Annotated in this window: 8 protein-coding genes; 6 read left to right on the forward strand and 2 right to left on the reverse strand. The window is 62.2% G+C overall.

Annotation, left to right across the window (positions count from 1 at the left end; genetic code table 11):
* The first annotated feature begins 55 nt into the window (after positions 1 to 55).
* The 6 genes from rseP to lpxB all read left to right on the forward strand — a co-directional run bounded on the left by rseP (position 56) and on the right by lpxB (position 8,962).
* Positions 56 to 1,198: an RIP metalloprotease RseP gene (gene rseP, locus EKK30_RS13975; RefSeq protein WP_290986079.1), complete on the forward strand. Its 1,143-nt coding sequence runs from the start codon at positions 56 to 58 to the stop codon at positions 1,196 to 1,198.
* A 292-nt stretch (positions 1,199 to 1,490) separates the two neighbouring features.
* Entirely contained in the window at positions 1,491 to 3,878 is a 2,388-nt protein-coding gene (gene bamA, locus EKK30_RS13980; RefSeq protein WP_290986080.1) for an outer membrane protein assembly factor BamA, read from the forward strand.
* A 207-nt stretch (positions 3,879 to 4,085) separates the two neighbouring features.
* On the forward strand, positions 4,086 to 5,147 hold the full coding sequence (gene lpxD / locus EKK30_RS13985; protein WP_290986081.1) for a UDP-3-O-(3-hydroxymyristoyl)glucosamine N-acyltransferase: 1,062 nt from the start codon (positions 4,086 to 4,088) through the stop codon (positions 5,145 to 5,147).
* A gap of 53 nt (positions 5,148 to 5,200) precedes the next feature.
* Complete coding sequence (gene fabZ / locus EKK30_RS13990) at positions 5,201 to 5,704, forward strand: 3-hydroxyacyl-ACP dehydratase FabZ (protein ID WP_290986082.1); 504 nt, start codon at positions 5,201 to 5,203, stop codon at positions 5,702 to 5,704.
* Positions 5,697 to 6,503, forward strand: a complete 807-nt coding sequence (gene lpxA, locus EKK30_RS13995; protein WP_290986083.1) for an acyl-ACP--UDP-N-acetylglucosamine O-acyltransferase — start codon at positions 5,697 to 5,699, stop codon at positions 6,501 to 6,503. Before fabZ ends, lpxA begins: the two co-directional genes overlap by 8 nt.
* A gap of 20 nt (positions 6,504 to 6,523) precedes the next feature.
* Positions 6,524 to 8,962: a lipid-A-disaccharide synthase gene (lpxB, locus tag EKK30_RS18180; RefSeq protein WP_366927345.1), complete on the forward strand. Its 2,439-nt coding sequence runs from the start codon at positions 6,524 to 6,526 to the stop codon at positions 8,960 to 8,962.
* Here the strand turns inward: lpxB and gltA are convergent.
* Both gltA and gltX read right to left on the reverse strand, forming a co-directional pair.
* The gene (gene gltA / locus EKK30_RS14010) at positions 8,959 to 10,266 is read right to left on the reverse strand and encodes a citrate synthase (RefSeq protein ID WP_290986085.1); all 1,308 of its coding nucleotides are present in this window, start codon (positions 10,264 to 10,266) and stop codon (positions 8,959 to 8,961) included. The genes lpxB and gltA overlap by 4 nt on opposite strands.
* A 177-nt stretch (positions 10,267 to 10,443) precedes the next feature.
* Entirely contained in the window at positions 10,444 to 11,973 is a 1,530-nt protein-coding gene (gltX, locus tag EKK30_RS14015) for a glutamate--tRNA ligase (protein ID WP_290986086.1), read from the reverse strand.
* Positions 11,974 to 12,003: the final 30 nt, after the last annotated feature.

Genomic DNA, 12,003 nt, shown 5'->3' on the forward strand with positions numbered 1-12,003 from the left:
CGCCTAATCTCGGCTGCTTGCAGTAAAACGAATCAGTACCAGGGACTTCGAACCTATGGATTTTTTGGCGACGCTGGTCGGCTGGGTCTGGCAGTACGGAATCATGTTCCTGCTCGTCCTGACCCTTGTCGTGTTCGTCCACGAGCTGGGGCATTTCCTCGTCGCGCGCTGGTGCGGCGTCACGGTGAAAGCCTTCTCGATCGGCTTTGGTCCTGAAATCTATGGATTTTACGATAAATACGGCACGCGCTGGCGGTTCGCCTGGATCCCGCTCGGCGGCTACGTCAAATTCATCGATGACGAAAACGCGGCCTCGTTCGGAAGCGGCAAGACGCTCTCGCCTGCGGAGCGCGCTGGCTCGTTCCACGGTAAGTCGGTTGGGGCGCGCGCAGCCGTCGTTGCGGCCGGTCCGATCGCCAACTTCATCCTGGCCATTGTGCTCTACTCCGCGCTCAACGCCACGGTCGGCATGCACATCCTGCCGCCGCTGGTCGACGCGGTCGTTCCCAATTCACCCGCCGAACGGGGCGGCTTCAAGGCCGGCGACATGATCCTTGCGATCAATGGCGCCAAGATTGACCGCTTTGACGACCTGCAGCGCATCGTCGGCTCGAGCGGCGGCGAAGAGCTGTCATTCACCGTCGAGCGCGACGGCAAGGACATTGTGCTCAAGGCGACACCAAACGTCGACGAGCAGCGCGACGCGATGGGTCGCACGTTCCGGCGCGGCCTGATCGGAATCCAGCGGGCGGTCGCGCCCGACAAGGTTCGGACGGTTCACGTCAGTGTGCCGCAGGCTGTCATGCTGGGCGTGAGCGAAACTTACGGCAACATCACCCAAACGCTGGCCGGCCTCCGCGATATCATCACGCGACGTCAATCGGCGGAGCAGATGGGCGGCCCGATCATGATGGCTGAGGTGACCGCCAAGGTCGCCGAGCTCGGCTGGGAGCCGATGCTGCGATGGATCGCCTTCATCTCGGCCAATATCGGCTTCTTGAATTTGCTACCGATTCCCGTGCTCGACGGCGGTCACCTTATGTTCTACGCCTTCGAAGCCATCAGGCGGAAACCGGCGAGCGAACGTCTGCAGCAGATGGGTTTCCAGGTCGGTCTGGCGCTGCTGATGATGTTGATGGTTTTCGTGAATTTCAACGACATTATGAACGTTTGGCGTCGTCTGACCGGTACAGGCTGACGTTCAGAAGAATCATGTGCGAGTGACGTAAACTTACAACTTTGCGGGGGCTTTCTGAATCGTTAAAAGCGGTATCCTGCGCAGTACGTTATGATTTCGACTCGGGGGGCCGAGTTGAGGTTGATGGGAAGCGTGTTGCGATCCGGGGACTTCACAAGAACACGACCAAGAAGAAACGAACCGCCAAAAACGACAATAAAAGACGCCAAATCAAGACGCATGAGTGTGACGCTGCCGCCGACAGCTCGCATGTGAAATTGGGGGTCGGCGGCACACGGGGGCAATTCCGCGTATGCAGAAATTCAAGATCATCTTGGCGGGGTTGCGCCTTCTAGTGGCGTTTCTTGCCCTCTCGCCGATGATCGCGATGGGAGATGCGGCCTGGACGTCAGGCCCTGCGTTTGCTCAGAGCGTGATCAAGAGCATCGAAGTCGTCGGCAACCGTCGGGTTGAGCCGGAGACAGTTCGTTCGTATCTGCAATTCAACACCGGCGATCCCTACAGCGCATCCAAGGTCGACGCGTCGATCAAGGCTCTCTTCGCCACCGGTTTGTTCGCCGACGTCGGCATCGACTACAAGGGTTCGACGGTCGTCGTGACCGTGAAGGAAAACCCGGTCATCAACCAGGTCGCCTTCGAGGGTAACAGCGAGGTCGACACCGCGACCCTCATCGGCGAAGTCCAGCTGAAGCCGCGCTCTGTCTTCACGCGCGCCAAGGCCCAGGCCGACGTCCAGCGCATCCTCGACGTCTATCGCCGCCAGGGTCTTTTCGCCGCCAGCGTAGAGCCGAAGATCATCCAGCTCGAGCAGGATCGCGTAAACCTCGTCTACGAAATCACCGAAGGCGCGGCCACGAAGGTCAAGGGCATCAACTTCGTCGGCAACCATGCCTTTACCGACAGCCAGCTGCGCGACGTCATCTCGACGACGCAGGTCGGCTGGTTCGACTTCCTCAAAGGCACGTCGATTTACGACCCGGACCGCATGAACCTCGACCGGGAACTCATTCGCCAGTTCTACCTCAAGAACGGCTATCCCGATGCGTCCGTGACGGCTGCCAATGCCGAAATCGATCCTAACAGCACGGGCTTCATCATCACTTTCGCCATCGACGAGGGTGCGCCCTATACGTTCGGCGCAATCAACGTCGAAAGCTCGCTGCCGGGCGTCGATCCCAACAGCCTGACGGGCGATCTTCTGACACAACGTGGCGCGGTCTACGACGCTTCGCAGATCGACAAGACCTCAGAAAAGCTGACGCTCGACGTCGCCGACCAGGGTTACGCGTTCGCACGCGTTCGTCCTCGTCCGATCCCGGATGCCGCGACGCATACGATCGCCATCACCTACGTCATCGACGAAGGCCCGCGGATCTACATCGAACGCATCAACGTCATCGGCAATACGCGCACCAAGGATTTCGTCATCCGTCGCGAATTCCGCTTGGCTGAAGGCGACGCCTTCAACTCGCTGATGGTCGATCGCGCCAAGAAGCGCTTGCAGGCACTCGGCCTCTTCAAGGCCGTCGATATCAAGCGGCGTCCCGGTTCCGCGCCTGACCGCGTCATCCTCGACGTGGTGGTCGAAGAGCAGTCGACGGGCGAACTCTCGTTCGGTGCGGGCTACTCGACGAGTGAAGGCGTCATCGGCGACATCTCGATCTCCGAGCGCAACCTGTTCGGCAACGGCCAGTTCATACGCTTGAAGCTTGCGGGTTCGTTCGAACGCGCGCAGGTGGACCTCTCGTTCACCGAACCGCGCTTCCTTGACCGCAACTTGTCAGCGGGCTTTGACCTGTTCTTCAAACAGCTCGACTACACCAACTATTCGGGCTTCGAGCAGCGCAAGGCCGGTGGCGACGTCCGTCTTGGCTTCCCAATTGCTGAAAAGCTCTGGGTGCAGACCTCCTACGCCCTTTCGCGTGACGAGATCTTCAACGTCCAGGACAACGCCTCGCTCGCGATTAAAGAAGCTTGCGGCGATCCTAACCCGACGCGTACTGGTAGCCCGAATTGTCAGGATAGCGGGTACTGGACATCGCTTATCGGCACGACGATCAGCTACGACCAGCGCAACATTCCAGCCAATCCGACTCGCGGCTACTACATCGAAGTGGCCAACGACTTCGCCGGTCTTGGGGGCGATGCTCAGTATTGGCGGGTGAACGCGGAAGGCCGCTTCTACTATCCGATCACCGAAAAGATCACGTTCGTTGGCCGCGCCGTCGGCGGTATGATCCAGGGCTGGGGCGGCGAGGATGTTCGCCTCTTGGACGCCTACTTCAAGGGCGGCGAGACGGTGCGCGGCTTCGATACGTCTGGCTTCGGTCCACGTGACGTGGGGTCGGCAAACAAAGACGCCCTGGGTGGCCAGAAGTACTGGGCCGCGACGGCTGAAGTTCGCTTCCCGTTGCCCTGGATTCCCGAGGACATTGGCCTGAGCGGTGCGGTCTTCGCAGATGCCGGTTCGCTTTGGGATGCAACGGGCGGCGCGAAGAAAGCCTTGGCTGGGTATCCTGGTGCCCTCCAAGACAGCGACTCAGTCCGTTCGTCGGTTGGCGGCAGCATCATGTGGAACTCGCCTGTCGGACCGCTGCGCATGGACTTCGCAAAGGTCCTGACCAAGGAAAGCTACGACCAGACGCAGTTCTTCCGCTTCGGCGCCCAGTCGAAGTTCTAAGGACAGCTCACGGCGCGGTCTCGATCTTGGCCCGCCGATGCGCTCGCGATCAGAGCGGTGCCGGAAGGTGCCGCTCTTGCTTTTCCGGGGTTTAGCGGCGCGGCTTGGGGCAATTCCTCCGAAGGGCTTGCCAACGCCCGCCGGGTCGTCCATTCAACGTCCACACATCACCGATCTGAAACAATCGCGTGCCGGAGGCGCGGCGCCATGGAGCATCCCGGTTTTTTCGAGCGCACCGGGCCGCATACGCTGTCTGAAGTGGCGACCGCCGCAGGCGCCCAGATCCCACCAGGCGCGAATACGACTTCAAGCATCGAGGACGTGCGCCCGCTGCACGAGGCTGGCCCGCAGCACGTCTCCTTCATCGATAACAAGAAATACCTGTCCCAGCTCGATGCGACCAAGGCTGGCGCGTGTTTTGTGATCCCCTCGCTGGCCGATCGGGTGCCCGCGGGAACGGTGCCGCTCGTCACGCCGCAGCCCTATCACGGCTTTGCCCTGGCGCTCGCGCTTTTCTATCCCGGCTCCATGCACCCGATGGTCAGCACGCCCGGCGCGCCGCCCATCGATCCAACCGCGCAAATCGAACAGGGCGTCCTGATCGAGCCCGGTGCCGTCATCGGCCGCGAAGCCCAGATCGGCAGCGGCACCCGCATCGCCGCCGGCGCCGTGATCGGTGCCCGCACGACGATCGGGCGCGACTGCTTCATCGGTCCCTTGGCCACCGTGACGCATGCGCTCGTCGGCGACCGGGTCATCATCCATTCCGGCGTTCGCATCGGCCAGGACGGGTTCGGCTTCGCCCTGGGCCGCGCCGGACACCTCAAAGTCCCGCAAATCGGCCGTGTGATCGTCCAGGACGACGTCGAAATCGGAGCAAATACAACCGTAGACCGGGGCGCTCTTAAGGATACGATCATCGGCGAAGGCACGAAAATTGATAATCTTTGCCAGATCGCGCACAACGTCATCATCGGTCGGCACTGCGTGCTCGTGTCGATGTGCGGAATCTCCGGATCCACCGAGCTTGGTGACTTTGTCATTATGGGTGGCCAGTCCGGAACCGTTGGCCATATCAAGGTCGGCAGCGGCGCCCAGATCGGCGGAGCCTCGCATCCCACGCACGACGTCCCGGCGGGCGCCCGTTATTTCGGCACCCCGGCGAAGCCGCTGCGCGAATCCGCGCGTGAACAAGCCATGATCAAGCGGCTCGTCGCGCGTGACAAAGAAAGCTATGACGACGGATCACCGGAGTCGGGCGCAGACTGACGCTTTGAAGTGGGCGCGTGCGACCGGTCGGAAAAAATTTGGAGCAGACGACGATGGACGGCAAGGCGACGGCGGACAAAGTTCTTGGTACCGCAGATATCAATAAAGTCCTGAAGCTGCTGCCGCACCGCTATCCGTTTTTGCTCGTCGACCGCATCTACGACATGGACGGCGACGACAGCTGCGTCGGCTTGAAGAACGTCACGATCAACGAGCCGTTTTTCCAGGGCCACTTCCCGCAGTTCCCCGTGATGCCCGGCGTTCTGATCATCGAAGGCCTGGCGCAGACGGCGGGCGCGCTCTGCGTCTCCAACGTCGGCCAGGACTACAAGGCCGAACTCGTCTATTTTATGGGCATCGACAATGCCAAATTCCGCAAGCCCGTGCTCCCTGGCGATCAGCTTCATTATCACGTGAAGAAAGTTCGCAATCGCGGCCGCGTCTGGCGATTCAAGTGCGAAGCCCGCGTCAACGGCAAGGTCGTCGCCGAAGCCGAGATCAGCGCCATGCTCGCCGATACCGCTGACGCGCGCGCGTTTGCGAGCGCAAATGGCTGAGGTAGAAGTCCACCCGACGGCCATCGTCGAGGACGGCGCCGAACTCGGCGCAGGCGTGAAGATCGGCCCGTTCTGCGTCGTCGGCCGCGAGGCCAAGCTCGGCGAGCGGGTCGAGCTCCTGAGCCACGTCGTCGTCGCAGGCACCACAGACATCGGCGCCGGCACGCGCATCTTTCCGTTCGCCTCGATCGGCCATCAGCCGCAGGATCTGAAATACAAGGGCGAGCCCTGCTCGCTGTCGATCGGCTCCGATTGCATCATTCGCGAAGGCGTGACGATGAATCCCGGCACCGCGGGCGGCGGATCGGTGACGACCGTCGGCAACGGCTGTGCCTTCCTCGCCAACAGCCACGTCGGCCACGACTGCCGCGTCGGCAACGGCGTCATCTTCTCCAATAACGTCATGCTCGCCGGCCACTGCAACGTCGGCGACTTCGCCATTCTCGGCGGCGGGGCGGCGGTGATCCAGTTCGCCCGTGTCGGCCATCACGCGTTCGTCGGCGGTATGTCGGGTCTGGAAAACGATCTCATTCCCTATGGCATGGCGCTCGGCAATCGCGCTTACCTTTCGGGCCTCAACATCGTCGGTTTGCAGCGTCGGGGCTTCTCGCGCAGCGATATCCACGATCTGCGCCGCGCCTATCGCCTCCTATTCGCCGCTGAGGGCACGCTGTCTGAGCGGATGGACGACGTCGCCGAGGAGTTCGCCGGGCACGCTTCGGTTCAGGAAATTCTTGCCTTCATTCGCGAAGGCGGCAAGCGCTCGCTGTGCACGCCGAAGAACGGCGCCGAAGATTGAGCCCGAAGAGGGGCTGAGCCATGCAGCGCATTGGGATCATTGCCGGCGCCGGCTCGCTCCCTCGAGAAGTTGCCACAAGCATCGTCCGACGTGGCGGCGCGGTTCACATCATCATGGTCGACGGCGCCGGCTCGACGCTCGTCGATTTTCCCCATACCGCCGTCAACTGGGCGCAGCTGGGACGCACCACCGCCGCCCTGCGGCAGGCTGGGATCCACGACATTCTGATTCTCGGCGGCGGCTCCCGTCCGAACTTCCGCAACGCCCGGCCGGACTTCACATTCTTCCGCGAGTTGCCCCATGTGCTGCGGCTCCTCAATGCAGGCGGCGACGACGCCGTGCTGCGCGGCTTGATAGGAGTATTGAACCGGCACGGCTTCGGCGTCGTCGGAGTGGGTGATGTCGCGCCCGAGCTTCTCGTCGGCGAAGGCCCCCTCACGACAGCCAATCTGACCGGTCGAGACACCGCCGATATCGAACGCGGCTTTTCTCTCATCGCTGCTCTGGGCCGGTTTGATATCGGCCAGGCCGCAATCGTCAGCGATGGCCGGATCGAAGCAATCGAAGGCGCCGAAGGCACGGATCGCATGCTCCAACGCGTCGCCCAGGATCGGCAGGCACGCGGCATGCGCGAACGCCGTGGCGTGCTCGTGAAGCGCCCGAAACCCGGCCAGGATTTGCGCGTCGATCTTCCCGCAATCGGACCCAACACCGTCAAGAACGCCGACGCTGCCGGATTGGCCGGAATAGCCGTCATGGCCGGACACGTTCTGGCTGCCGAACGCGAAGAGATGGTGAAGCTCGCCGACGAACGGGGAATCTTTATCGTCGGCATCCGCGATCAGGCGGAGCGCGGTCACGCGGCCGCCCTGGCGACAAAGAGCAAGCTCGTCAGTCTTGGAGCCGTGCCTTTCGCCTCGGACAACGAACGAGATGCCGACCGCGCTGGGGGCATCCTGGCGTCTCTATCAGAGTTCGATACCGGCTCCGCCGTGGTGATTGACGGCGGACGCGTGATCTCAGTTGGGGCTGCCGACACGGCAAGCGAAGTCGTCGCGCGCGTTGCCGGACTGCGAGGCAGCAACAAGCGTCGCAAAGGCATTATCGCGCTCGCAACGGGGCAGGTGCTCGATGAGGGCTTGGTGCAGAGCGTCAGCGCTGCAAATCTTGTCGGCATCGTCGTCGCAAGCGATGCCGATGTGAACGAGAGTGTCATACGCGCGGCAGACAAGATGGGCCTATCTGTCGCCGCACGGGTTGACGCAAGCACCCCTCGGAGCAAGGAATTGAGATCGGGAACGCAGCCACTGAAGATTTTTCTCGTCGCGGGCGAGCATTCAGGCGACGCGCTCGGCAGCAAGCTCATTCGCGGCCTGCGGCAGCGTTATCATGGTCCGATTGAGTTCGCCGGCGTCGGCGGCGATGACATGGCGCAGGAAGGCTTTGCATCGATCTTCCCGCTCGAAGACGTGGCGGTGATGGGCCCGCTGTCGATCCTGCCGAAGCTTCCGCGCATCGTGAAACGCGTCTATCAGGCGGTGGATGCCGCGATCGCTTTCAAGCCCGACATCGTCGTCATCATCGATAGTCCGGAATTTACGCATCCGATCGCCAAGCGCATTCGCAAGCGCGCGCCGAATATTCCGATCGTCGATTACGTCAGCCCGAGCGTGTGGGCCTGGCGGCCGGGTCGCGCCAAGAAGATGCGGCCCTACGTCGATCATATCCTCGCATTGCTGCCCTTCGAGCCCGACGCGCACGCCCGGCTTGGCGGCCCCAAGTGCACCTATGTCGGCCATCCGCTGATCGAGAAGCTCGACCAGATTCAGAATGCGGATGCAGCCGCGCTCGCCGCGCGATTGAAACTCGACCCCGCCCGTCCCGTTCTCCTCGTTCTTCCCGGCAGCCGCACGTCCGAGGTCGAACGCCTCATCGATGTCTTCGGCGGCGCCGTCGCTCTCGTCTCGGAGAAAGCCGGGCCGATCGAGGTCGTCATCCCAGCCGTTCGCCATCTGCGCGAGCGTATCGCGGCGAAAACCGCGGCTTGGAAAATTCGCCCGCACATCATCGATAGCGAAGAGAAGTACCAGGCGATGCGCCTTGCGCGCGCCGCTCTCGCTGCCTCCGGAACCGTAACGCTTGAACTCGCCCTCGCGCAGACGCCCGCCGTCGTCGCCTACAAGGTCGACGCGATCATGGCCAACCTGCGCTTTCTCCTGAAGGTGCCGAGCATCGTGCTTGCCAATCTTGTGATCGGCAGGAACGTCTATCCCGAGTTTCTACAAGAGGAATGCACGCCGGAGATTCTTGCATCCGCCCTGCAGCCGCTGATCGGCGATACGCCCGAGCGCGCGGCACAGCTCGAAGGTCTGAAGCTCGCGCCGCAGAACATGCAACTCGCCGCCTCGAACCCAAGCGAGGCGGCGGCTGACGTCGTCCTGTCCGTTCTGAAAGCTTAGGCCGGGAAATCCCGCCGCGCCGGTCCGATGTAAAGCTGGCGCGGACGGCCAATGCGCTGCTCGGGATCCTCGATCATTTCCTTCCACTGCGCGATCCAGCCGACGGTTCGTGCCACGGCGAACAGCACCGTGAACATGTCGACCGGGAAGCCCATCGCCCGCAGCGTGATGCCCGAATAGAAATCGATGTTCGGGTAAAGCTTCTTCTCGATGAAGTAATCGTCCTGAAGCGCGATCCGCTCCAGCTCGATGGCGACCTTGAGCAGCGGATCGTCCTTGTGGCCAAGGGCGTCGAGCACCTCGTGGCATGTCTTCGCCATGACCTTCGCGCGCGGATCGTAGTTCTTGTAAACGCGGTGGCCGAAGCCCATCAGGCGGAAGCCCGAGGTCTTGTCCTTGGCCTTCTTCACGTACTCCGGCACGCGATCGACCGTGCCGATCTCTTTCAGCATGTTGAGAGCGGCTTCGTTCGCGCCGCCGTGCGCCGGACCCCAAAGGCAGGCGATGCCGGCCGAGATACACGCGAACGGGTTGGCGCCCGACGAGCCCGCAAGGCGCACCGTCGACGTCGAAGCGTTCTGCTCGTGATCGGCGTGCAGGATGAAAATGCGGTCGAGTGCGCGCGAAATGATCGGGTTGACGATGTACGGCTCACACGGAACGGCGAAGCACATCTGCAGGAAGTTCGACGTGTAGTCGAGATCATTGCGCGGATAGATGAAGGGCTGTCCGATCGAATACTTGTAAGCCATCGCCGCGATCGTCGGCATCTTGGCGATCATCCGATGGCTCGCGACCTCGCGCTGGCCCGGATCGTTGATGTCGGTTGAGTCGTGATAGAAAGACGACAGCGCGCCGACCGTGCCGACCATCACCGCCATCGGATGCGCGTCGCGGCGATAGCCGGTGAAGAAGCGCGTCATCTGCTCGTGAACCATCGTGTGGTTCGTGATCGTTTTACGGAAGTTGATGAACTCGCCGTTCGTCGGCAGCTCGCCGTAAAGCAGTAGATAACAGACCGCGAGGAAATTGGTGTTCTCGGCGAGCTGATCGATCGGATAACCGCGATAGAGCAGTTCGCCCTTATCGCCGTCGATATAGGTGATCGAGCTTTTGCAGTTGGCCGTCGAGGTGAAACCGGGATCGTAGGTGAAGCAGCCCGTCTCTTTGTAAAGGTTACCCACGTCGATGACGTCGGGACCAATCGTGCCGGAGCGGACCGAGAGTTCGACCTGTTTGTTCTCGACCGTCAGTGTCGCGCTGGGCTTCGCAGTACCCTTCGCCGCCTTATCGTGGATGTTCATGATCGCGACCTCGCCCCGAAAGCACCACCGACGCCGGAAGTAGCTATCGCATTTCCCACGGGACACTCCCGTATGGTTTGGGAGACGTTCGGCGGCTTCACAGAAGCAATCGGCAACGTTGGATTTAACGGATTTTTTGCAGTGCGGCAAGGGATCGTTAAGTAGGAGGCGGGCCCGCTAGCCGGCAGCGTCGGCAATTCTGGCCAAGCTTTCGTCGCGGCCGAGAACGTCCAAAACGTCGAAAACAGGCGGGGAAACAGCGCGTCCCGTCAAAGCGGCTCGGAGCGGCTGCGCCACGTTGCCAAGCTTCAGACCCTTCTCTTCAGCGTAAGCTTTAACCTTGGCTTCGAGCAGCGCCGACGTCCATTGGCTGGCCGGCACATCGGCAAGCAGCGTCCGCACGGCTGCGTTCGAAGCGCGGCCCTCATCGCCGAGGAGCTTTGCCGCCTTGTCCTCGGGCTTCAGCGGCCGTTGGGCGACGATGAAGAGCGCGCCCCCGACCAGCTCGGCGAGCGTCTTTGAGCGTTCCTTCAGAGATGGTATCGCGCGAACGAAAGTATCCCAGCCCTTTGCTGCGAAGAGATCGGCGAGTTCTTTGCCCGAGCGGACGCCCGGCAGCTGCCGCAGAACCTCGCGCGCCAGCGCGATGTCGGCGCGCGGCGGCGCTTTTGGATCGGGCGCGATATCGGCAAGAGCGACAAAGTTCAGATGCGGCAGCATTCCACGCACGTGGGCCGCGAGTTCGTCGTCCGACGCCGCACGGATGTAGTGGCCGTTGAGGTCGTCCAGCTTCTTGAAGTCGAGCCGGGCAGCGCTCTTGTTGATGTCGTCGATATCGAACCAGCGGATGAGATCTTCTGTCGAGATGATCTCGTCGTCACCGTGGCTCCAGGCGAGCCGTGCGAGATAGTTTCGCAACGCGACCGGCAGATAGCCCATGTCGCGATATTCCTCGACGCCTTGCGCGCCGTGGCGTTTTGAAAGTTTCGCGCCGTCCGCTCCGTGGATCAGCGGAACGTGCGCGAACTCCGGCACGGTCCAGCCCATGCCCTGGTAGATCTGCGTTTGCCGCGCCGCATTCGTCAGGTGGTCCGCGCCGCGAATGACGTGCGTGATCTCCATGTCGTGATCATCGACAACGACCGCGAGATTGTAGGTCGGGTTGCCGTCCGATCGCAGGATGATGAGGTCGTCGAGGTCCTTGTTCGGGAAAACGACGCGGCCCTGTACGTGGTCGTTGACGATCGTCTCGCCTTCGCGTGGGGCCTTGAGGCGGATGACGGGCTTCACGTCCTTGGGCGCATCCCCCGCGTCGCGATCGCGCCATGGCGACAGGAAGATCTGCGGCCGGCCTTCGGCCTTGGCCTTCTCGCGGGCGGCATCGATCTCGGCGGGCGACGAATAGCAATAATAGGCGGCGCCACGGGCGAGCAGTTCGTTGGCCACTTCGCGGTGGCGGTCGGCGCGCGAAAATTGCGAGACGACCTCGCCGTCCCATTCGAGGCCAAGCCACTTGACGCCGTCGAGGATGGCCGCGACCGCCGCCTCGTTGTTGCGCTCCCGGTCGGTGTCCTCGATGCGAAGCAGAAAGCGTCCGCCGCGTCCGCGCGCGTAAAGCCAGTTGAAAAGCGCCGTCCGCGCGCCGCCGATATGGAGATAGCCGGTCGGCGAAGGTGCAAATCGTACGATGGGCGCGCTGGATGTCATGGTCTCTGGCCTTTGGACCTTATGTTCTGT

The sequence above is a fragment of the Hyphomicrobium sp. genome, from assembly GCF_003987855.1.
In the GTDB taxonomy this organism is placed as follows: domain Bacteria; phylum Pseudomonadota; class Alphaproteobacteria; order Rhizobiales; family Hyphomicrobiaceae; genus Hyphomicrobium_B.

Excerpts from the sequence above, each read along its gene's own strand:
- rseP (WP_290986079.1), top strand. The coding sequence starts at position 56 with ATGGATTTTTTGGCGACGCTGGTCGGCTGGGTCTGGCAGTACGGAATC.
- bamA (WP_290986080.1), top strand. The coding sequence starts at position 1,491 with ATGCAGAAATTCAAGATCATCTTGGCGGGGTTGCGCCTTCTAGTGGCG.
- lpxD (WP_290986081.1), top strand. The coding sequence starts at position 4,086 with ATGGAGCATCCCGGTTTTTTCGAGCGCACCGGGCCGCATACGCTGTCT.
- fabZ (WP_290986082.1), top strand. The coding sequence starts at position 5,201 with ATGGACGGCAAGGCGACGGCGGACAAAGTTCTTGGTACCGCAGATATC.
- lpxA (WP_290986083.1), top strand. The coding sequence starts at position 5,697 with ATGGCTGAGGTAGAAGTCCACCCGACGGCCATCGTCGAGGACGGCGCC.
- lpxB (WP_366927345.1), top strand. The coding sequence starts at position 6,524 with ATGCAGCGCATTGGGATCATTGCCGGCGCCGGCTCGCTCCCTCGAGAA.
- gltA (WP_290986085.1), bottom strand. The coding sequence starts at position 10,266 with ATGAACATCCACGATAAGGCGGCGAAGGGTACTGCGAAGCCCAGCGCG.
- gltX (WP_290986086.1), bottom strand. The coding sequence starts at position 11,973 with ATGACATCCAGCGCGCCCATCGTACGATTTGCACCTTCGCCGACCGGC.